This window comes from Demequina iriomotensis, assembly GCF_000971395.1.
Classification (GTDB): domain Bacteria; phylum Actinomycetota; class Actinomycetes; order Actinomycetales; family Demequinaceae; genus Demequina; species Demequina iriomotensis.
Map to the genome: position 1 here is coordinate 170,103 of NZ_BBME01000016.1, position 19,566 is coordinate 189,668.

23 protein-coding genes are annotated in these 19,566 nt (G+C 72.2%); 10 read left to right on the forward strand and 13 right to left on the reverse strand.

Annotated elements, in window-relative coordinates:
- Window positions 1-54: 54 nt before the first annotated feature.
- The 5 genes from AOM09_RS11615 to AOM09_RS11635 are packed head-to-tail and all read right to left on the reverse strand — an operon-like array spanning window position 55 to window position 4,030.
- Entirely contained in the window at window positions 55-504 is a 450-nt protein-coding gene (locus AOM09_RS11615; RefSeq protein ID WP_062388565.1) for a hypothetical protein, read from the reverse strand.
- Window positions 491-925, reverse strand: a complete 435-nt coding sequence (locus tag AOM09_RS11620; RefSeq protein ID WP_156162351.1) for a hypothetical protein — start codon at window positions 923-925, stop codon at window positions 491-493. Before AOM09_RS11620 ends, AOM09_RS11615 begins: the two co-directional genes overlap by 14 nt.
- A 58-nt stretch (window positions 926-983) precedes the next feature.
- Complete coding sequence (locus AOM09_RS11625) at window positions 984-1,709, reverse strand: HAD family hydrolase (RefSeq protein WP_062388570.1); 726 nt, start codon at window positions 1,707-1,709, stop codon at window positions 984-986.
- A gap of 10 nt (window positions 1,710-1,719) precedes the next feature.
- Entirely contained in the window at window positions 1,720-3,201 is a 1,482-nt protein-coding gene (gene gltX / locus AOM09_RS11630) for a glutamate--tRNA ligase (protein ID WP_062388572.1), read from the reverse strand.
- Between the two features lie 46 nt (window positions 3,202-3,247).
- Complete coding sequence (locus AOM09_RS11635) at window positions 3,248-4,030, reverse strand: fumarylacetoacetate hydrolase family protein (RefSeq protein ID WP_062388574.1); 783 nt, start codon at window positions 4,028-4,030, stop codon at window positions 3,248-3,250.
- A 71-nt stretch (window positions 4,031-4,101) separates the two neighbouring features.
- Between AOM09_RS11635 and AOM09_RS11640 the strand changes: the two genes are divergently transcribed.
- From AOM09_RS11640 to AOM09_RS11660, 5 genes are read left to right on the forward strand one after another with little or no spacing between them, the layout of a single operon-like run.
- Complete coding sequence (locus AOM09_RS11640) at window positions 4,102-4,596, forward strand: ClbS/DfsB family four-helix bundle protein (protein ID WP_169747656.1); 495 nt, start codon at window positions 4,102-4,104, stop codon at window positions 4,594-4,596.
- Complete coding sequence (locus AOM09_RS11645; protein ID WP_062388583.1) at window positions 4,593-5,618, forward strand: heparan-alpha-glucosaminide N-acetyltransferase domain-containing protein; 1,026 nt, start codon at window positions 4,593-4,595, stop codon at window positions 5,616-5,618. Before AOM09_RS11640 ends, AOM09_RS11645 begins: the two co-directional genes overlap by 4 nt.
- On the forward strand, window positions 5,615-6,553 hold the full coding sequence (locus tag AOM09_RS11650; RefSeq protein ID WP_082099095.1) for a prenyltransferase/squalene oxidase repeat-containing protein: 939 nt from the start codon (window positions 5,615-5,617) through the stop codon (window positions 6,551-6,553). The genes AOM09_RS11645 and AOM09_RS11650 overlap by 4 nt, the downstream gene beginning before the upstream one ends.
- A gap of 51 nt (window positions 6,554-6,604) precedes the next feature.
- Entirely contained in the window at window positions 6,605-7,360 is a 756-nt protein-coding gene (locus AOM09_RS11655; RefSeq protein ID WP_062388586.1) for an NYN domain-containing protein, read from the forward strand.
- A gap of 5 nt (window positions 7,361-7,365) precedes the next feature.
- Window positions 7,366-8,238 (forward strand): hypothetical protein, encoded by an 873-nt coding sequence (locus AOM09_RS11660; RefSeq protein WP_062388589.1) that lies wholly within the window; start codon window positions 7,366-7,368, stop codon window positions 8,236-8,238.
- On the opposite strand, the gene AOM09_RS11665 is transcribed toward AOM09_RS11660, so the two are convergent.
- Entirely contained in the window at window positions 8,235-9,635 is a 1,401-nt protein-coding gene (locus AOM09_RS11665) for an aldehyde dehydrogenase family protein (RefSeq protein WP_062388592.1), read from the reverse strand. The genes AOM09_RS11660 and AOM09_RS11665 overlap by 4 nt on opposite strands.
- Before the next feature lie 39 nt (window positions 9,636-9,674).
- Entirely contained in the window at window positions 9,675-10,121 is a 447-nt protein-coding gene (gene rnhA / locus AOM09_RS11670; protein WP_439644989.1) for a ribonuclease HI, read from the reverse strand.
- Between the two features lie 64 nt (window positions 10,122-10,185).
- On the opposite strand from rnhA, the gene ybaK reads away from it, so the two are divergent.
- From ybaK to AOM09_RS11690, 4 genes are all read left to right on the forward strand, one after another.
- The gene (gene ybaK, locus AOM09_RS11675) at window positions 10,186-10,686 is read left to right on the forward strand and encodes a Cys-tRNA(Pro) deacylase (protein ID WP_062388594.1); all 501 of its coding nucleotides are present in this window, start codon (window positions 10,186-10,188) and stop codon (window positions 10,684-10,686) included.
- On the forward strand, window positions 10,686-11,420 hold the full coding sequence (locus AOM09_RS11680) for a YggS family pyridoxal phosphate-dependent enzyme (protein ID WP_062388597.1): 735 nt from the start codon (window positions 10,686-10,688) through the stop codon (window positions 11,418-11,420). Before ybaK ends, AOM09_RS11680 begins: the two co-directional genes overlap by 1 nt.
- Window positions 11,421-11,515: 95 nt before the next feature.
- Window positions 11,516-11,857, forward strand: coding sequence for a YciI family protein (locus AOM09_RS11685; protein WP_062388599.1), 342 nt, complete (start codon window positions 11,516-11,518; stop codon window positions 11,855-11,857).
- Between the two features lie 82 nt (window positions 11,858-11,939).
- Window positions 11,940-12,659, forward strand: a complete 720-nt coding sequence (locus tag AOM09_RS11690) for a VIT1/CCC1 transporter family protein (protein WP_062388602.1) — start codon at window positions 11,940-11,942, stop codon at window positions 12,657-12,659.
- 38 nt (window positions 12,660-12,697) lie between these two features.
- Here the strand turns inward: AOM09_RS11690 and lplAB are convergent, their stop codons facing one another.
- Window positions 12,698-13,744: a lipoate-protein ligase LplAB gene (gene lplAB, locus AOM09_RS11695; protein ID WP_062388663.1), complete on the reverse strand. Its 1,047-nt coding sequence runs from the start codon at window positions 13,742-13,744 to the stop codon at window positions 12,698-12,700.
- A 57-nt stretch (window positions 13,745-13,801) separates the two neighbouring features.
- Window positions 13,802-15,403, reverse strand: a complete 1,602-nt coding sequence (cimA, locus tag AOM09_RS11700) for a citramalate synthase (RefSeq protein ID WP_062388605.1) — start codon at window positions 15,401-15,403, stop codon at window positions 13,802-13,804.
- A 262-nt stretch (window positions 15,404-15,665) separates the two neighbouring features.
- Here cimA and AOM09_RS11705 point away from each other — a divergent pair, with 262 nt between their 5' ends.
- The gene (locus AOM09_RS11705; RefSeq protein WP_062388606.1) at window positions 15,666-16,619 is read left to right on the forward strand and encodes a dioxygenase family protein; all 954 of its coding nucleotides are present in this window, start codon (window positions 15,666-15,668) and stop codon (window positions 16,617-16,619) included.
- Between the two features lie 113 nt (window positions 16,620-16,732).
- Here the strand turns inward: AOM09_RS11705 and AOM09_RS11710 are convergent, their stop codons facing one another.
- The 4 genes from AOM09_RS11710 to AOM09_RS11725 form a co-directional block, all read right to left on the reverse strand.
- Window positions 16,733-16,975, reverse strand: a complete 243-nt coding sequence (locus tag AOM09_RS11710) for a hypothetical protein (RefSeq protein ID WP_062388609.1) — start codon at window positions 16,973-16,975, stop codon at window positions 16,733-16,735.
- A gap of 47 nt (window positions 16,976-17,022) precedes the next feature.
- Window positions 17,023-17,244 (reverse strand): hypothetical protein, encoded by a 222-nt coding sequence (locus AOM09_RS11715; RefSeq protein WP_062388612.1) that lies wholly within the window; start codon window positions 17,242-17,244, stop codon window positions 17,023-17,025.
- Window positions 17,245-17,285: 41 nt separating this feature from the next.
- Window positions 17,286-17,555 (reverse strand): hypothetical protein, encoded by a 270-nt coding sequence (locus AOM09_RS11720; RefSeq protein WP_062388615.1) that lies wholly within the window; start codon window positions 17,553-17,555, stop codon window positions 17,286-17,288.
- Between the two features lie 142 nt (window positions 17,556-17,697).
- Window positions 17,698-19,395 carry an AfsR/SARP family transcriptional regulator gene (locus tag AOM09_RS11725; protein WP_062388618.1) on the reverse strand — a complete coding sequence of 566 codons (1,698 nt, stop codon included), beginning with the start codon at window positions 19,393-19,395 and terminating at the stop codon, window positions 17,698-17,700.
- Window positions 19,396-19,566 lie beyond the last annotated feature (171 nt).

The window sequence follows — 19,566 nt, forward strand, 5'->3', positions numbered from 1 at the left end:
CCAGCGGAACGGTGAACAACTCTACCCGACAACGGCGCGGATTCCAAAATCGGCTCACCCCGCATGCGCGATCGAGTCGAGCACCATGACTCCGGCGGAGTCCGCGCCGCAGTGGTGGCCCTGCGCCCCGAAGTAGGTCGCGTCGCTGTTCCCCCCTGGCAGATCCGCGAGCACCGCCGACGTGCCGGTGCCGGTGACCTCGTCGCCGTCCGCGTAGACCGTACCGGCGACGTCGGCGGTCGCGCCATCGCCCGGCATCGTGCCCGGAGGCCACACAATCCACGGGACCCCTCCCCCGTCACGATCGAGCATGAGGCAGCCGTTGTCGAGCGCCACCACGGTCCCGCGCACCACGAGCCGCGCGCCCGGGATGGTGCCGGGCTCGTCCTGGCGCGCGAGGTAGCCGGTGGGGTTCGTGTCGGGTCCGGTCGGCGCGCAGGCGGCGAGCGCCGCCAGCAGCGCCACGGCCGCGGCGGCTCCGCAGAACGCCCTACCCGCCGACATGCGCGATCGAGTCGAGCACCGCGACGCCGGCGACGTCCGCATCGCAGAATCCGCCCTGGCCGCCGAAGTACCCGTTCGGGTCGTCGCCGTCGGGCAGATCGCTCAGCGAGACCAGCGCACCCGTCGCCTCGACGTGGTCGCCGTCGCCGTACGCCACGCCGTCGATCACGCCCGCGCTCCCACGCGCGTCGGTGAGACCCGGCTCGGCACCGGGCGGCCATACGATCCACGGCGACGTGCCGTCGTCGAGCGCGAGCATGAGGCAACCGTTGCCCTTCTCCTCGATCGCTCCTTCGAGCGCGATCCGCTCCCCCGGGATCTCGCCGACGTCACGCTGGCGGGCGAGATAGCCCGCCTCGGCCGAGGTGCAGGCCGCGAGCAGGCACGATGCTGCGACCACCACGCCGAGATACCTCACCATGGGCACACGGTACGCCGGGCGGCCGCCACAGGGCGCGAGGGCCCCGCGCCGGCGTCGCCTACCGCCCGAGGACCCCGACAAGCTCCGCGAGCGTCGCGATCCGCACCAGGCCGTCACGGGGCGCACCGTCCCCGCACAGCCCGTCGACATCCCGCGAGTGCGCGCCCGGCCGCTCGATCCACACGCCGACCGCGAGGCCCGCGGCCACCGCGGCCTGGGCGTCCACGTCGAACTCGTCGCCCACGTACGCCACCTCGGACGGCGCCAGCCCGAGCCGCTCGCAGGCCAGCGCGTACACGCGAGGATCGGGTTTGCCGAAGCCGAGCGTGTCGACGCCCACGAGCATCGGCACGCGCGACAGGCCCGCAGCGGCGAGCTTCTCGGTCTGGTACGCGTGGGCGGCGTTGGACAGCGCGCCGAACGGAACCCCTGCATCGTCCAGCGCATCGAGCGCGCCGGTCGCGTCGCGGTGCGCCACCCAGCCTGCACGGAAGGCGCGCTCGAATCCCGCGTTCCACGCGTCGTAGCCCTCGTCGTCGAGCAGCGGCCCGCCGAACTCGGCGTGCAGCGCGTTGGCGCGCCTGTGCCGCTGCTCGCGGTAGCTCACCTCGCCGCGCGTGTGGGCGCGGTACCAGCCGCCGGCGTCCTCCCGCCACACGCGCAGCAGGTCGGCATGGTCGACGTCGCCCAGGTACTCGTCCGCGACAGCGGCGAGCGCATGACGGAACGCCCCGCGCGTGTCGACGAGCGTGTCGTCGACGTCGAACAGGACGCCGCGGATCATGCGGCCCGCCTCACACCGTCGCGCGCAGCGCGCGCAGGCGCGTGAGCGAGTGCTCCTTGCCCAGGATCTCCATCGACTCGAACAGCGGCGGCGACACCAGGCGGCCGGTGACGGCGACGCGCAGCGGGCCGAACGCGAAGCGCGGCTTGATGCCCATCTCCTCGACCAGCTTCGCCTTCAGCGCGTCCTGCTGCGCCTCCGGCGAGAAGTCCTCGAGCGCCTCGAGCACCTCGATCGAGGCGTCCAGGATGGACGCGGCGTTCTCCGGCAGCTTCGCGCGGGCGGCGCCCTCGACCACCACGGCCGAGTCGTCGACGAACAGGAAGCCGAGCATGCCCGGCGCCTCGCCGAGCAGGTTCATGCGCGTCTGCACCAGCGGGATCGCCTCGGCGAGCGTCTGCTCCTCGTGCGGCGACAGGCCCGCGACCTCGGGCGACGAGACGTAGCCGGCCGCGTGCAGGTACGGCAGCACCCGCACCGCGAACTCGCCGGCGGGCAGCATGCGCATGTGGTCGCCGTTGATCGCCTCGGCCTTCTTGAGGTCGAACCGCGCGGGGTTGGGGTTGACGTCGGCGATGTCGAACGCCGCGATCATCTCCTCGACGGTGAACACGTCGCGGTCGGGGGCGATCGACCAGCCCAGCAGCGCGAGGTAGTTGAGCAGCCCCTCGGGGAGGAAGCCACGCTCGCGGTGATGGAAGAGGTTCGACTCGGGGTCGCGCTTGGAGAGCTTCTTGGTGCCCTCGCCGAGCACCATGGGCATGTGCGCGTACGCCGGCACCGCGTCCGCGATGCCGAGCTCGACCATCGCGCGCCACAGCACCACCTGGCGCGGCGTCGAGGACAGCAGGTCCTCGCCGCGCAGCACGTGGGTGATCTTCATGAGCGCGTCGTCGACCGGGTTGACGAGCGTGTAAAGCGGGATGCCGTTCGCGCGCACGATCGCGTAGTCGGGGACCGTCCCGGCCGGGAAGGTGACGGTGCCGCGGATCAGGTCCTCGACCACGATGTCCTCGTCGGGCATCCGCATCCGCAGCACGGGCTCGCGGCCCTCGGCGCGGTACGCGGCCTTCTGCTCCTCGGTGAGGTCGCGGTCGAAGCCGTCGTAACCGAGCTTGGGGCTGCGTCCGGCCGCGAGGTGGCGCGCCTCGACCTCCTCGGGGGTCGAGAAGGACTCGTACGCGTAGCCGCCCTCGACCAGCTTCGCGACCACGTCGGCGTGGAGGTCGTGGCGCTCGGACTGGCGGTACGGGCCGTACGGGCCGGGCTTGTCCGGGCCCTCGTCGTAGTCGATGCCCATCCAGCTCATCGCGTCGAGCAGCATCTCGTAGCTCTCCTGCGAGTCGCGCTCGGCGTCGGTGTCCTCGATGCGGAACACCATGTCGCCGCCGGTGTGCCGGGCGTAGGCCCAGTTGAACAGCGCCGTGCGGACCATGCCCACGTGGGGCAGGCCGGTGGGCGACGGGGAGAAGCGGACGCGAACCTTGCTCATGTGTACTTCCTTGACGACGGGACGATGCAGGGGTGGGCTGCCGGGCTCAGCCGCGGCGGATGACGGGGTTGCGCAGCACGCCGAGGTCCTCGATCTCGACCTCGGCCACGTCGCCGTGGTTCAGCGTCGTGACGCCTGCGGGGGTGCCGGTGAGGATGACGTCTCCCGGCAGCAGCGTGGTGACCTCGGAGACGAGCGACACGACGGTCGCGACATCCGTGATCATGTCCGCGCTGTGGCCCTGCTGGACCTCCGCGCCGTTGATGCGGCCGTAGACATGGACGTCGTCGTGCGCGAGCTCCGTCTCGATCCACGGGCCGAGCGGCAACGAGGTGTCGAACGCCTTGCCGCGGAACCACTGGTTCTCCGCGCGCTGGACGTCGCGCGCCGTGACGTCGTTGGCGCACGTGTAGCCGTAGATGTACTGCTCGGCGTTCTCTGGGCTCACGTCCTTGCACACGCGCGAGATCACGATCGCCAGCTCTGCCTCGAGCTGGACGTCCTCGGCGTAGTGCGGCAGCACGATGGGATCGTCGGGACCGATGACCGCGGTGTTGGGCTTGAGGAACAGCAGCGGCATCTCGTCGACCTCGTTGCCGAGCTCCTTGGCGTGGTCCGCGTAGTTGCGGCCGAGGCACACGACCTTCGAGCGCGGGATCACGGGCGCGAGCAGACGGACGTCGTCGGACAGCTTGATCCGCTCACCGGTGACGGTGCCCGGCGTGTACATGGGATCACCGGTGAGGACCACGAGCTCCTCGTTGCCCGCCTCCCCGTCGACGATCGCGTACTGGGGCTCTGAACCGGTGGTGAAACGGGCGATACGCATGGGCTCCAGCCTAGTGCGTCGCACGGTGGCCGCCCGATCCGGGGCGCACGCCTGACCGTACGATGCTGAGCATGACCCCGACCAGCATGGATGCGTTGATCCGGGAGGCCGATGCGGCGCTGGCCGCGCTGCTGTCCCGCACCGACGCCACGCCCGACGGACCGGTCGCGCCGGGCTGGGACGGGGGCGCCCGGGTCGCGGACGTGCTCGCGCACCTGCATGGCTGGCACGGACTGCTGCTCGTGTGGCTCGACGCCGAGGCGCGCGGCGCGACGCCCGCGTTCCCCGCCGACGGCTACGGCTGGGATCGCCTCGCGGACCTCAACGCCGCGCTCGTCGCCGCGCACGCGCATCGTCCGTACGCCGAGGTCCGCGCGCTGCTGGCCGCGAGCCATCTCGAGGTGATCGCCGCGCTCCGCGGGATCGATGAGACGAGCGTGTTCGACCCCGTCGCGCGCCCGTGGCTCGGCGACCAGTCGCTCGGCGACGTCGCGCACGAATGCCTCGGCGCTCACTACGCCTGGGGCGAGGGCGTGCTCGGCACCGAAGGGGCGTCGTCGGAGTGAGCACGCGGATCATCGGCCTCGACGTCGCCCGCGGCTTCGCGGTGCTCGGCATGGTCGCAGCCCACGTCGGCGACGACGGGACGCGCGGTGCAGACGCCGACGGCTGGGGGTGGCTGCTGCTCGCGCACGGACGGCCGTCCGCCCTGTTCGCCGTGCTGGCCGGCGTCACCATGACCCTCATGCTCGTCGGCGCCGGCGGCAGGCACGATGCGGCGGCGGTGCGCCGCACGCGCGCGAGGGTCGCGGCGCGCGCGGGGGTGCTGATCGTGCTGGGGCTGCTCCTCACGCAGCTCGCCACCGGCGTCGACATCGTCCTGGTGAACCTGGGCCTCATCATGCTCATGGCGATCCCGCTCCTGCGTGCCCCGACATGGGTCCTGCTGTCCGCGGGCGGCGTCGCGTTCGCCGTCGGGCGCGTGCTGGTCGCCGCCCTCCAGCCCGAGGGCTGGTGGTCCGCCGCACCGGTCGTGGGGCGGCTGTGGAGCTACCACTACCCGGCAATGTCGTGGATCGGCTACGCCCTGATCGGGCTCGCGCTGGGTTGCGTGGCGCTGCGCTCGACGCGCACGCAGGTCGCGCTGCTCGGCGCGGGCGTGTCGGTCGCCGCCATCGCGGTCGCCGTGCGCGTGCTCGCCGGCGAGGGCCCGATCACGGACCTCGGGGCGCACACGTACACGCCGCTCGAGATGGTCGCCAACACGGCCGTCGCGGCCGGGACCATCGGCGCGTGCTGCTGGCTCGCACCGCGGGCGCGACCGCTGCTCAGCCCCATCGAGGCCCTCGGCTCGATGGCCCTGACCGGCTACGTGGCGCACCTGCTCGTCATCGCCGCCGTCGGCAGCACGATGGTGTACGAGCCCTCGAACGTCGCGCTCGTCGCGCTCGAGGCCGCGTTGCTCGCGAGCGCGTGGGCGTGGCGCCGGTGGCAGGGTCAAGGACCGCTCGAGCGCGGGCTCACCCGCGTCTCGAACGCGGCGGGAGACCGGGCTGACCGCCGCGTGTCGCAGGCGGCGGCATCGTGAGCGTCGCCGACTGGCTCATGTCCGGCGATCCGGCGATCCGCTGGCAGACGATGCACGACCTGCTGGACGCCGAGCCCGCGGAGGTCGCTCGCGAGCGCGCCCGCGTCGCTCGTGAGGGCTGGGGAGCGCGGCTGCTGGCGCTCCAGCGCGAGGACGGCTCGTGGGCCGGTGGCGCATGGTTCCCGGACGGCGATCGCGAGACCGATGACGGCCAGCCGTGGACCTCGACGGCCCACGTGCTCGTGCTGCTCACGCTGCTGGGCGCCGATCCGGACGCGCGGCCCGTGCGCGAGGCGGCCGAGCACGCCTTCGCCGCGGTGCGGTGGGAGGACAACGACGCGGCCTTCCTCGACGGCGAGGACGAGGCCTGCACGCTCGCGACGGCGATCCACCTGGGTGCGTACTTCGGCCACGACATGTCGCCTCTCGTGGAGCGGCTGGTCGCCGATCACCGCGAGGACGGCGGCTGGAACTGCGACCCGCCGTCGTTGTCGCGCCGGTCGAGCGTCCACTCGACCATCGGCGCGCTCGAGGCGCTGGAGACGCAACGCCGCGCGTTCGGGTCGACCTCCGCCGCAGCCGAGGCGGCCGAGGACGCCCGCGAGTACCTGCTCGCGCGCGGGCTCATGCGAGGCCGCCGCTCGGGCCAGGTGATCGACCCTGCCTTCCAGCGCTTCTCCTTCCCCACCTACTGGCACTACGACGTCCTGCGCGCGCTCGAGCACCTCCGCATGGCCGACGCCCCGCGCGACCCGCGGCTCGCCGGCGCCGTCGAAATGCTGCGCGCTCGGCGATCGTCGAGCGGCACGTGGCCGCTCGAGAACACCCATCGCGGCGAGGTGCCGTTCGTCATGGAGGACGGCGACGGGCGGCCCTCGCGCTGGAACACCCTGCGCGCGCTACGGGTGCTGCGGTGGTGGGAAGAGGGAGGGTGACGCCTGGTACGTTCGCGGGAGACGACCTCCTTGACGGACGAAGGGACGACGATGGCAGGCTCGGCGGGAGGGGCACGGTTGGCCGTGCTCATCGACGCGGACAACGCGAGCGCCCAGCATCTCGAACGGCTGCTCGCCGAGATCGCGAAGCACGGGACGGCGGGCGTCCGCCGCGCGTACGGTGATTGGACCACCACGCGCCTCGCCTCGTGGAAGGCGGCGTTGCTCGACCATTCCGTGCAGCCGATCCAGCAGTTCGCGTACACGTCGGGCAAGAACGCGACGGACAGTGCGCTCATCATCGATGCGATGGACCTGCTCCACGCCGGGAACCTCGACGGGTTCTGCCTCGTCTCGAGCGACAGCGACTTCACACGGCTCGCGGCGCGTATCCGCGAGCAGGGGCTCACGGTGTACGGCTTCGGAGAACGCAAGACCCCCAAGCCGTTCGTGGCGGCGTGCGACACCTTCGTCTATGTGGAGAACCTCGCTCCGACGGCCGACACGACCTCCGACGCGGCCAAGCCCGCCCTCAAGCGCGACAGCACGCTCGACCGCCTGCTGTACGAGGCCGTCGATGCCTCCGCGGGCGACGACGGCTGGGCGAACCTCGGCACCGTCGGGAGCAATCTGTCACGGCTCGCGTCCGACTTCGACTCGCGCACCTGGGGCTTCGGCAAGCTGAAGGATCTCATGCAGGCGCACCCGTCCTACCAGGTTCAGTCCCGGCCAGCCGGAGACGGCAAGAGCTCGAACGCGTACGTGAAGAGGCGCGAGACCGGCACCCGCACGCGCGCGCGACAATAGGACGCATGCCCGCCCTCGCCACCCGCACGCTCGCCCGCGCCGAGTGGGCGCCGGTCGCGGCGGCGCATGCCGAGGCCGCCGATGCGCTGACCGCGGGCCACCGCGACCGCAAGGGGCGCGGCGAGCGGCACGCGATCGAGGACTTCCTGTTCGAGTACTACTCGACCCGCCCAGCGCACCTGCGGCGCTGGCACCCCGGGGCCGGTGTGGCGCTCGAGGATGCGCCCGAGCATGCAGGGTGGAAGCACTACCGGACACAGCACGGGCGCACCGAGGTCGACGTGGCGGCGTTCATGGCCGCCCGCGGCGCGGCGGTCGACTTCGTCGAGGGCCTGCTGCGCGCGACCGCGGACCGTCCGGCGAGGCTCGGATGCTTCGGCATGCACGAATGGGCGATGGCGTACCGCGTGGGCGAGGACATCCGTCACCCGCTCCCCCTCCGCCTGGGCCAGGACGGCACGGACGCCGTGGTCGAGGCCAACCCCATCGCCTGCTCGCACTTCGACGCGTTCCGCTTCTTCACCCCGGAGGCGGTGCCCCTCAACCGGCTGCGACCCACGCGCGCCAGCCAGGTCGCGCTCGAGCAGCCGGGCTGCCTCCACGCGACGATGGACCTGTACAAATGGGCGGCCAGGCTGGCGCCCGCGATCCCGAGCGTGCTCCAGCTCGAGGCGTTCGCGCTCGCGCTCGAGGTACGCCGCGTGGACATGCAGGCCTCGCCCTACGACGTCTCGTCGTTCGGCCTCCCGCCGATCGCGGTCGAGACGCCCGAGGGCAAGCGCGAGTACGTCGAGCGTCAGCGCGACTTCGCCGCGCGCGGCGGGGTGCTCCGCGCACGCATGGTCGCCGAGATCGAGCTGCTCCGGAGCCTCGACTAGCCCAGCTGGATCCACACCGTCTTCTCGCGCGTCCACTGGTGGAACGCGGCGAGCGACTTCTCGGCACCCCCGAAGCCCGACTGCCGCCATCCGCCGAAGGGGACGGTCAGGTCGCCCTCGCTGTACGCCCCCACGGACACGATGCCGGCCTGGACCCCGCGCGCCACCGCCATCGCCTCGTCCACGTCCTTGGTCCAGACCGATGCGGCGAGGCCGTAGTCGACGTCGTTCGCCATCGCGATCGCCTCCTCGCGGGTGCGGAACGTCTGCACGGTGGTGACGGGACCGAAGATCTCGGTGCGCAGGATCGGATCGTCGGGCGCGACGCCCGCGAGGATGGTCGGCGCGATGTAGCGGCCGCCCTCGGCGACCGCGACCTCGCCGCCGCCCGCCACCGCGACGGCGCCTCGCGCGACGGATGCATCGATCGCGCCGACGATGCGCTCGGCGGCGGCCGCGGAGATGACGGGCCCGACCTGGGTCGCGGGGTCCTCGGGCCGCCCCACCACGAGGCTGCGTGCCGCGGCGGCGAGCCGCGCCACCACCTCGTCCCGGATGGACTCGTGGAGGAGGATCCGCGAGCCCGCGGTGCAGTTCTGGCCCGAGGTGAGGAACGCGGCCTCGACGATCCCGTCGACGAGCGCATCGCCGAAGGCGAGCGCGTCCGCCATGACGACGTGCGGGCTCTTCCCGCCCATCTCGAGGCTCACCCGCTTGAGGTTCGACCGCGCCGCGGCCTCGAGGATCGATCGGCCCGTCGCGGTCGAGCCGGTGAACGACAGCGCGCCGATGCGCGGATCCGCCGCGAGCGCGGCACCCGTGGTCGGACCGTCGCCCGTGAGCACCCTCAGCACCCCTGCCGGGATGCCGGCCTCGATCGCGAGCGCCTCGACGTGCAGGGCGGAGCGAGGCGTCGTGTCGGCGGGCTTCAGGATCAGGCAGTTGCCGGCCGCGAGCGCCGGCCCGATCTTCCACGCCGCCATCGCGATCGGGTAGTTCCACGGGAGGATCGCCGCCACGACGCCGAAGGGCTCGCGCTCGGTGAAGGCGAGCACGTCCGGCGGCGTCGCGGGGACGGCGCCGGCGACCTTGTCGGCCGCCTCCGCGAACCAGCGGATCGACTCGACCGCGCCGGGGACGTCGTTCGCGAGGCACTCCGCGATGGGCTTGCCCGCGTCCTCCATGTCGAGGCGGGCGAGCACGTCGGCGTCGCGCTCCATGAGATCCGCGAGCCGCAGCAGCACCGCCGCACGCTCGCGCGGGGCCAGGCCCGACCAGACCCCCGACGCGAACGCCTGCTGCGCGTGCGCGGTGTGGCTCGCGACCTCGGCCGCGCTGGTGAGAGGAACGGTGGCGAGGCGCCGGCCGTCGGCCGGACTGACGATGTCGAGGCTCACCCCCGCAATCTATCGCCCCTGCTAGCGACTCGGGGAGCGCTACCGCGCGGCCGCCGCGCCGCGATTCGCGAGCTCGTCGGCCTTCTCGTTGCCCGGGTCGCCCGCGTGGCCCTTCACCCACACCCAGGTGATGTCGTGGCGGCCCAGCTGCTCGTCGAGCGCCTGCCACAGCTCGACGTTCTTCACCGGCTTCTTGTCCGCGGTCTTCCAGCCGTTGCGCTTCCAGCCCTTCATCCAGGTCTGGGCGCCGTTCTTCACGTACTGCGAGTCGACGTGGAGCGTCACCTTGCACGGGCGGTTGAGCGCCTTGAGCCCCTCGATCACCGCGGTGAGCTCCATGCGGTTGTTCGTCGTGACCTTCTCACCGCCGAAGAGCTCGCGCTCGTGCCCGCCGGCCTTCATCCACACGCCCCAGCCGCCCAACCCGGGGTTGCCCTTGCAGGCGCCGTCGGTCCACATCTGCACGTCGGTCAGGGTCTCGCTCACCCGGAAACCGTACCCGGGCGCAGGGCGCGCGGTCGCCAACCGCCGCATCGTCCACAATGAACCCATGTCCCGCAAGCACGCCGCCGGAGGCGCGACGCCCGCCGTCCACGCGCTGATCGAGGCCGGCGTCGACCACACCCTCCACCCGTACGAGCACGATCCCGCCTCGGAGCTGAGCTACGGGCTCGAGGCCGCGGCGGCGCTGGGGGTCGACGCGGACCAGGTGTTCAAGACGCTCTGCGCGTACGTCGACGGGCAGCTGGCCGTCGGCATCGTGCCGGTGAGCGGCATGCTCGACCTCAAGTCGCTCGCGCACGCGCTCGGCGGCAAGAAGGCGGAGATGGCGCCCCCCGCCGACGCGGAACGGGCCACGGGCTACGTGGTCGGCGGCATCTCACCCATCGGTCAGCGCAAGGTGCTGCCGACCGCCGTCGACGAGACGGTCGAGCTGTGGGACACCGTGTACGTGTCGGGCGGGAGGCGCGGCCTCGACATCGGCCTGGCCCCGGCCGACCTCATCGCCGTCACCCACGCGGTGACGGCCCCGATCGCGAAGGACTCCTGATGAGCCTCTCCCCCGCTCCCGCCGGCTGGGACCACGCCGCCGCGCTCGAGGAGGTCAAGGCGCGCGTCCACATCGCCGAGGCCTCGTGGGGCCGCGCCGGATCGGGCGCGCGCGTCATGGTCGCCACCAAGACGTGGGACGCCGATGCGGCGGTGGCGGTGGTGCGCGCCGGCGGCACGCTCGTGGGCGAGTCGCGCATGCAGGAGCTCGAGGCCAAGGGCGACGCGCTCCGCGCGGCGGGCGCCAGGATCCACGTCATCGGGCAGCTGCAGCGCAACAAGGCCGCGGTCGCGGTGCGGTACGCGGACTGCGTGCAGACCGTCGACTCGGCACGGCTCGCCGAACGCCTCTCGCGGCTGTGCCTCGAGGCCGAGCGCGAGCTCGACGTGATGATCCAGGTCAACGTCTCCGGCGAGGAGTCGAAGGCCGGCGTGCACCCTGACGAGGCCCTCGCGATCGCGTCGGCGGTCCAGGCGCTGCCCGCCCTCACCGTGATCGGCTTCATGACCATCGGTCTCAACTCGCCGGATGAGGCCGCCGTGCGCGAGGGCTACGCGCGCCTGCGCGAGCTGCGCGACCGGGCGCTCATCCGCTCGGAGCAGGGCGCCATGGACCTGTCGAGCGCGTGGGAGCTGTCGATGGGCATGTCCCAGGACCTCGAGTGGGCGGTTGCCGAGGGCGCGACGATGGTGCGCGTCGGCACGGCGGTCATGGGTCCACGGCCCGCGGCCTGAGCCACGGCGCGGCCCCGTCCGCTCGCGCCTCCGCGCGCGCGGTGTGAGACTGTCGGGGACGATGCAGGCGAGGGGGCCGCTTCCGAGGAGGACGCATGCCGCAGTACCACCTGGCCATGTACTACGACCAGGAGTCGGACGCCGTGCCGGACGACCTCCCGCAGATCATGGCCGAGCTCGAGGCCCTCAACGCCGAGATGCGCGACGCGGGTGCCTGGGTGATGGCAGCGGGCTTCGATCCCGCGCCTGAGGCGCGCGTGGTGCGCGCGGACCCTCACGGCGCCGAGACCACGGTGGGCGCGTACCTGCCCTCGCAGGAGCAGCAGGGCGGGTTCTGGCTCATCGAGGCGCACTCGATGGGCGACGCGATCGTGTGGGCGGAGCGCGCGAGCAGGGTCCTGCGCCTCGCGGTCGAGGTGCGTGCGGTGCGCACGTGAGCCGCACCCGCGCGGCGCGGTGAGAAGTTAGGCAAGGTTTCACTCCCTGGCGCGCGCGCGTCGCGGTTCCTACCCTGGACGCGTGACCGACGCGCCTGCCCATGCCACCTCATCGTTCCCCGATGAGGAGGCCGTCTCCGGGCGTCTCAACGCGCTGCGGGCCGGAGTCCTGGGCGCGAACGACGGCATCGTGTCGGTGGCGGCGCTGCTGGTCGGCGTGGTCGCCGCGACGGACGATGCGACCGTCATCCTCACCACGGCGGTCGCGGGCATCGCCGCCGGCGCCCTCTCGATGGGCGTCGGCGAGTACGTGTCGGTATCGAGCCAGCGGGACGCGGAGAAGGCGCAGCTCGAGCGTGAGGAGCGGTGGCACGAGTACCGCCCCGACTGGGAGCTCGACCAGCTCGCGCGCCTCCACATGGAGACCGGGATGTCCGAGGCCACCGCGCGCCAGGCGGCGATCGAGCAGACCGCGCACGATCCGCTGGCGGCGCATGCGCGCGCGCACCTGGGCATCGATCCCGAGGAGCTGGTCAACCCGTGGCACGCGGCCTACGCGTCGCTCACCGCCTTCACGCTCGGCGGCATCTTCCCGCTGCTCAGCGCGGTGCTCGCGCCCGATGCCCTGAAGATCCCGCTCACGTTCGCCGTCGTCATCGTGGCGCTCGCGATCTCGGGGACGGTGTCGGCGCGGCTCGGGCACGCACCCCGGCTGCGTGCCATCCTCCGCAACGTGCTCGGAGGCTCGCTCGCGATGGCGATCACCTACGGGATCGGCACGTTCGCGGGCGTGCACCTCTAGAGGAGGGGCTCCCGGCACGTCGCCAGATCCTGACGCGCCTACGGCACGAGCTTGAGCCACTCCTCGGTCGCGAACTTCGACTCGACGCGCTCCTGCGCGAGCGCGATCTCCGCCTCGGTCACGCCGCCCGGCCGCGTCGCGTAGCGCCCGCGGAAGTGGTCGAGGAACGAGTCGATGACGTCCGCGCGCTCCATGCCCGTCTGGCTGCGCAGCGGGTCGACGCGCTTGTTGGCGCTCTTGGTGCCCTTGTCGGAGAGCTTCTCGCGGCCGATGCGGAGCACCTCGAGCATCGCGTCGGCGTCGATGTCGTACGCCATCGTCACGTGGTGCAGCACGGCGCCCGCGGCGTAGCGCTTCTGCGCGGCGCCGGCGATCTTCCCGGCCGGCGAGGCGATGTCGTTGATGGGCACGTACGTGGCCTCGATGCCGAGGTCGCGCAGCGCGCCCAGCACCCAGTCGTCGAGGAACGCGTACGACTGCTCGAAGCTCAGCCCCTCGACCAGGGACGTCGGCACGTGCAGCGAGTAGGTGATGGTGTTGCCCGGCTGGACGAACATCGCGCCGCCGCCGGAGACGCGGCGGACCACGGTCATGCCGTGCTTGGCCGCGCCCTCGTCGTCGATCTCGTTGCGCCACGACTGGAACGAGCCGATGATCACGGCGTTGCTGCCCCACTCCCACACACGCAGCGTGGGTCCGCGACGGCCTGCCGCGACCTCCTCCGAGAGGACCTCATCGAGCGACATCTGCATGTAGGGGTCGCGCGGGACGTCGTGGATCACGTCGAACGTGTGGTCGTGCCAGCTGGTCGCGTGACCGAGCGCGCGCCGCACCGCGATGCCGACCGCCTCAGGCGAGAAGCCGATGAAGGTCGCGTCGCCGGCGGCCCGCTGCACCGCGGCCGCGATCTGGGCGACCGTCGCGGTGGCCGCGAGACCGCTCAGGGCGCGTGAGATGTCGAGGATCGCCTCGGCCGGTTCGAGGAAGAAGTCCCCCGCGATGACCGCCGCCGCGATCGCATCGTCCTCGACCTCGACGTCCGCGACCACGAGCTTGCCGCCAGGAACCTTGTACTCACCATGCATGCGGACCATTCTCCCCCGCTCCGCTCGACCGTCCCGACCACGGGGGGACGATGCGGCCTACGGGTTGGGCGTCACGCCCGCCTTGAGCAGCCCGTAGAAGAGCGAGTCGGTGAGCGCCTCCCACGAGGCCTCGACCATGTTGGGCCCGACGCCGACGGTCCGCCACTGGTTCCCCGTCTCGGTGTCCACGGTGGTGATGAGCACACGCGTCACCGCATCGGTGCCGTGGGCGGCGTCCATGATCCGCACCTTGAAGTCGGTGAGGTCGAAGCGGCCGATCTCGGGGTAGGCCCCGGCCAACGCGCTCCGCAGCGCGTGGTCGAGAGCGTTGACCGGGCCGTTGCCCTCGCCCACCGTGACGAACCGCTGGCCGCCGCCCGCGCGGAGCTTGATGACCGCCTCGGCGTCGGCGTCGCGCGGGTTGCCCGGCGCCGAGGACACGCGCACCCGCCACGTCTCCGTCTCCCAGTACTTGGGGGCATCGCCGAGCTCCCACCGCAGCAGGAGCTCGAACGAGGCGTCCGCGGCGTCGAAGGTGTACCCCTGCGCCTCGGCGTTCTTCACCCGGTCCGTCACCCGGCCCAGCAGCTCGGGCTGGCCCTCGAGGTCGAAGCCCATCTCCTTGCCCTTGAGCTCGATCGACGCGCGGCCCGCCATCTCGGAGACGAGCATGCGCATGTCGTTGCCCACGTACGACGGCTCGGTGTGCTGGTACAGGTCCGGGTCGACCTTGATCGCCGACGCGTGCAGACCCGCCTTGTGCGCGAACGCCGACGCGCCCACGTAGGGCTGGCGGGCGAACGGCGCGATGTTGGTGATCTCCGAGATGGCGTGAGCGATGCGCGTCGACTCCTGCAGCCCATCGCCGCGGAGCGCGACCACGCCACGCTTGAGCTCGAGGTTCGCGGCGACCGCGATGAGGTCGGCGTTGCCCGTGCGCTCGCCGTACCCGTTGACGCAACCCTGCACGTGCGTCACGCCCGCCGCCACCGCGGCCATGGAGTTGGCGACCGCGCAGCCCGAGTCGTTGTGCGCGTGCATGCCCAGCTGAGCGGCGGTCCGCGCCCGCACCTCCGTGACGATCCGCGTGACGTCATCGGGCAGCATGCCACCGTTCGTGTCACACAGGACCAGGGACGATGCGCCGCCGGCCTCGCCCGCGAGCAGCGCCTTGAGCGAGTACGCGGGATCGAAGCGGTAGCCGTCGAAGAAGTGCTCGGCATCGAGGACCACGCGCCGACCCTCGCCCACGAGGAACGCCACGGTCTCCTCGATCATCGCGAGGTTCTCGTCGCCCGAGACGCGCAGCGCGCGCTCGGCGTGGCGGATGTCGGACTTGGCCACGAGCGTGATGATGGGCGCCTCGGAGTCCAGCAGGGCCCGCACCTGCGGGTCGGAGGCCGCGGTGGTCCCCGCGCGGCGGGTCATGCCGAAGGCCGCGAACTGCGCGTGGCGGAACGACAGCTCCTTGTTCACCAGCGCGAAGAACTCGGTGTCCTTCGGGACCGCGCCCGGCCATCCGCCCTCGATGACCCCCACGCCGAGCTCGTCGAGCAGCGGGGCGATCGCCATCTTGTCCGCGACGGACAGGTTCATGCCCTCCTGCTGCGCGCCGTCGCGCAGGGTGGTGTCGTAGACCTCGACCGTGAGATCCGTCATCGTCGTCAGCTCCTTGAATCCAGCGTGGCCCGCGTCCCAACAAAAAAGCCTCCCAGGGGTGCGGGAGGCTGCGCGTCGGGGCTCGGCCCGACGCGCTACAGAATGATGATCGCGGTACGCATCGGGGCCATTGTGGCATACCCGGCGGACGATGCGGCGGAGGCCTCGACGCAACCTCCCAGCAAACCTGGAGGCACGGGCGCAAGACTGGCCCTGGATCGGCCCCGCCGACCTCACCGTCCCCCGAGAAAGGCCTCGTCGCATGTCCCGTATCCCCGCACCCGTCGACACCCCGCATGGCCCGGCCTACGAGGGACGCCTGCTCGCGCGCCCGGACGAGGAGGTGGTCGACCAGGGCATCTCGTTCGATCTGCGGACCCTGATGAGCCGCCGCGGCGTGGTCGGGCTCTTCGGCCTCGGCGCGGGCGCCGCGGCGCTCGCCGCTTGCACGCCCGGAACGAGCGACGGCGCCGCCTCCAGCGCATCGTCCACGGGTTCCCTCATCGAGATCCCCGACGAGACCGCCGGCCCCTACCCCGCCGACGGCTCCAACGGCCCGGACGTGCTGGAGGAGTCCGGCATCGTGCGGCGCGACATCCGCAGCTCCGTGGGCGGCGGCGATCCCGTCCCGGGCGTGCCGCTGGACTTCACCTTCACCGTGCTCGACATGGCCAACGGCGGCGCTCCGCTCGTGGGAGCGGCGGTGTACGCGTGGCATTGCAGCGCCGCGGGGCTGTACTCGATGTACTCCGACGGCGTGACCGAGGAGACGTGGCTGCGTGGCGTCCAGGTGACCGATGAGAACGGCGAGGTGACCTTCACGTCCGTGATGCCCGGCTGCTACACGGGCCGCTGGACCCACATCCACTTCGAGGTCTACCCGAGCGTCGACGACATCGAGGACTCGACCAAGGCGATCGCCACCTCGCAGATGGCGTTCCCGCAGAACGTCCTCGATCCCGTGTACGGGCTCTCCGACTACGACGGCTCCGCGGCGAACCTCGCGCAGCTCTCGTTGGCGACCGACAACGTCTTCGGGGACGACGGCGGCGTCCACCAGATCGGCGCGTTCAAGGGCTCGGCCGCTGATGGCTTCACCGCGACGCTCACGGTGCCCATCGACACCGCGACCGCCCCCACGGCGGGGTCGATGGGCGGCGGCGGCCGTCCCGCGGGCGGACCCGGCGGCGAGCCGCCGAGCGCGCCCGCCTCCTGACATGACAAGGGACGATGCGGCACCCTCCGGTGCCGCATCGTCCCTGCGTTCTTCACTTGTCCGGGACCGGCGCGACGTCGCCTCTCGGCGAGATCGGCCCGTCCCGCGGTGGATCAGGCGATGATGAAGGGCCTGATGCCTCCCGACTCGAGGGTGTGGCGTGCCCGCTGATCCCTCGGGTCGTGCTCGAGCTCACGCTCGTGGAGGTCGTGGCGCTGGCGGCGGTGCTCGGCACGCGCTCGGTGCCGCGCCTCGGCCGCTGCGTCGCGGTGGCGGCGCAGGCGGTCCATGAGGTGGCGGTGAGGCGCGTCGTCCCCGACGCCCAGCTCGTATCCGCGGTGTGCGGTGGCGGTCATGACGGGTCCCTCCCAGGACTGTCGAAGGTTCTGACTTTCGCGCGGGCTCACAGGAGTCGCGCGTGAAGCGGCATCTGGAACGAGTCGCCCAGGTTGCGCATGATCACGTCCGCGGCCGGCATGCGGCTCGCGCGGCGCCAGGCGCGGCGCTCGTGGCGACGGCTGCGGCCGGCCGCGAAGCGGTCGGCGACCTCGCGAAGCGAGTCGCGCACGCCGTGTCGAAGATCGGTGACGTCCGGGACGCCATGGGCGGTAGGTGCGACCGACATGATGAATCTCTCCTTGTTCTCCGTCGGTGGTGAAGCTCTGGTCAGGCCACGAGCCGGAAGGCTCCGCGGCCCGCGGTGGCGGACTCGAGGTCCGCGGCGGCATCGGCGACCCGCCCCATGAGCGCGGACCGTGCCACGGCCCACGCCCGGAGCCGGGCGATCTCGGTGCCGGCCCGATCGACGAGCGCGGCGGCGGCGCCGGGTGCGAAGCCCTTGACCGCCTCGGCGAGCTCCTCGAGCTCGGCCTGGTGCGCGATGGTCCCGTCCTCGGCGAGCCGGTAGCCGAGGTCTGAGGTGATCGAGATGGACATGACACCCTCCTTTCACTGCGCTACATGCGGTGTCGAGTTCAGAGTGCGCCGCGGGCGTGTGAAGGGTCGTGTGACGTAGGCCACATGAGGGAAATACCCCAGAAATAGGGGCACTTCCAGGGATCTCGCCGGTGCGCGGGCGTCAGGCGGGCTGGGCGACCTTGCCCCGAAGCTGCTCGAGCACCTGCTCGGCACGCTGGAGGAGCAGGGGCATGTCGCCGCGCGCGGAGATTTGCAGCGCGATCTCGGCGTGGGTGCGCGCGCGATCGCCGTCGCCGTGCCGGAGGGCGACCTCGGCGTCCGTCACCTGCACCTCGGCCTCGAGCCACTTGTACGAGTCGTTGATCCGGCGGCACGCGGTGCCCGCGTGCTCGAGCCACGGCATCGCCGCGTCGACGTCCCCCTCGGCGACGTAGGTGAGGCCCATGACCTTGGCCGTCACGCCCTCCCAGCAAGGGTCCTCGAGCTGGCGCGCGAGCGCATACGAGGACTCGAGATCGGCGCGCACCGCGCTCGGCTCCTCACCCTTGGCCAGGCGCACGTGAGCGTGCCAGGCCTCGGGCCACGGGCGGATCGCGGTCCAGCGCTCGCTCTGCGCCTGCCGCTGCGCCTCCTTGGCCCACCGCTCGGCGGCCGCGAGCCAGCCGGACAGGTACGCCGCTCGGGCGGCGTGGGCCATCGCCCAGATGCCGCGCTTGACGCTGCCGGTCTCGCGGCACAGGTCGATCGCCTCATCGAAGCGTTCGAGCGACGAGTCGAGACGTCCCCAGTCGGACAGGTGGACCGCGTCGTATGCGGCGACCGCGGCCCGCACGCGCGGATAGGGCGCGGCGACGTCCCAGGCGAGCGCGAGCCCCTCCACGGCGCACTCCCGGCGTGCCGCCAGGACGTCCACATACGCGAGCTCCGTGAGGGCCTTCGCCGCGATCTCCTGCTCTCCTGCCGCAGTCGCCTCGGCGCGGGCGGCATCGAGCACGATGGCGCCCTCGTCGTCATAGCCGCGCGCGGCATGCACCAGCGCGCTGCCGAGCTCGAAGAGGCACGTCGCCGCGAGACGTCCCTCGCCCGCCCCCTCCGCCGCAGCCACGGCTCCGCGCAGGGTCGCGATGCCGCTGCCGGCGGCACCCGCACCGACGGCCGCGCGCCCGGCGGTGAGGAGCGACTCGGCCGTGGCGATCGACGACACCCCCGCCGTGCTCGGCGTCACCGGCGGGCGGGCGGCCGCGCTGAGCGCCGCACTCGGAGGAACGCCGAGCTCCCGCAGGAACGCCGCCTCGGTGGCGGCCACGTGACGATGCGCGGAGAGCCTGTCCCCCGCCGCCACGAACGCCTTCACGAGCAGCACGTGAGGGCCCTCCTCGAGCGGAGCCGTGTCGACCATCGCCGAGGCGAGGGTGAGGGCCCGCGCGTGATCATGCGCCGACATCGCGCGCAGCGCCTCCTTGCGCAGCGCTCCGATCACGTCTCCGGCGACACGCTGGCGCTCAACCAGGAGCCAGGTGTCGAACGCGGGCGAGGCCTGCACCTCGATGCCCTCGAGCAGCTCTCCGCGCGGCACAGGATCGAGCAGGTGCCCGGACGCCACCTGTGCGACGTCAACCTCCGTGCCGGCATCCAGCCCGGCGATCACCGGGTTGCCGAGCAGCGCCTCCGGCATCCCGAGCCGCCGGCGCAGCTCGGCGAGAGACCACCGCAGCGCCCCCATCGGATCATCCGCCTCGGAGAAGAGCTCGTTGACCAGCTGCTGGCGGGACAACGGGTCCTGCGAGCGGAGGATCCGCGCGAGCAGGGCCCAGCACTTGGCCCCCCGCGGGCCCGGGAGGGTCAGGCCGTCACGCACCAGCCGAGGTTGGCCGATCAACCGAATCGAGAGCATGGATCCCCTTGATCCCTTTGCGCACGTACGGCACCCAGGGTACGTCCGGAATGTCGGGATCGAAAGGGCGCTCTCGGGAGACCCACCCGGATACGACGAAAGCCCCCCACGGGTGTGGGGGGCTTTCGTGAATGG

Bases quoted from the DNA above. Each gene is read 5' to 3' on its own strand.
- AOM09_RS11615 (WP_062388565.1), bottom strand. From the start codon at position 504: ATGTCGGCGGGTAGGGCGTTCTGCGGAGCCGCCGCGGCCGTGGCGCTG.
- AOM09_RS11620 (WP_156162351.1), bottom strand. From the start codon at position 925: ATGGTGAGGTATCTCGGCGTGGTGGTCGCAGCATCGTGCCTGCTCGCG.
- AOM09_RS11635 (WP_062388574.1), bottom strand. From the start codon at position 4,030: ATGCGTATCGCCCGTTTCACCACCGGTTCAGAGCCCCAGTACGCGATC.
- AOM09_RS11655 (WP_062388586.1), top strand. From the start codon at position 6,605: ATGGCAGGCTCGGCGGGAGGGGCACGGTTGGCCGTGCTCATCGACGCG.
- cimA (WP_062388605.1), bottom strand. From the start codon at position 15,403: ATGACGGATCTCACGGTCGAGGTCTACGACACCACCCTGCGCGACGGC.
- AOM09_RS11680 (WP_062388597.1), top strand. From the start codon at position 10,686: ATGAGCCTCTCCCCCGCTCCCGCCGGCTGGGACCACGCCGCCGCGCTC.
- AOM09_RS11660 (WP_062388589.1), top strand. From the start codon at position 7,366: ATGCCCGCCCTCGCCACCCGCACGCTCGCCCGCGCCGAGTGGGCGCCG.
- AOM09_RS11685 (WP_062388599.1), top strand. From the start codon at position 11,516: ATGCCGCAGTACCACCTGGCCATGTACTACGACCAGGAGTCGGACGCC.
- AOM09_RS11715 (WP_062388612.1), bottom strand. From the start codon at position 17,244: ATGTCGGTCGCACCTACCGCCCATGGCGTCCCGGACGTCACCGATCTT.
- AOM09_RS11720 (WP_062388615.1), bottom strand. From the start codon at position 17,555: ATGTCCATCTCGATCACCTCAGACCTCGGCTACCGGCTCGCCGAGGAC.
- AOM09_RS11710 (WP_062388609.1), bottom strand. From the start codon at position 16,975: ATGACCGCCACCGCACACCGCGGATACGAGCTGGGCGTCGGGGACGAC.
- gltX (WP_062388572.1), bottom strand. From the start codon at position 3,201: ATGAGCAAGGTTCGCGTCCGCTTCTCCCCGTCGCCCACCGGCCTGCCC.
- AOM09_RS11705 (WP_062388606.1), top strand. From the start codon at position 15,666: ATGTCCCGTATCCCCGCACCCGTCGACACCCCGCATGGCCCGGCCTAC.
- AOM09_RS11625 (WP_062388570.1), bottom strand. From the start codon at position 1,709: ATGATCCGCGGCGTCCTGTTCGACGTCGACGACACGCTCGTCGACACG.
- lplAB (WP_062388663.1), bottom strand. From the start codon at position 13,744: ATGCATGGTGAGTACAAGGTTCCTGGCGGCAAGCTCGTGGTCGCGGAC.
- ybaK (WP_062388594.1), top strand. From the start codon at position 10,186: ATGTCCCGCAAGCACGCCGCCGGAGGCGCGACGCCCGCCGTCCACGCG.
- AOM09_RS11640 (WP_169747656.1), top strand. From the start codon at position 4,102: ATGACCCCGACCAGCATGGATGCGTTGATCCGGGAGGCCGATGCGGCG.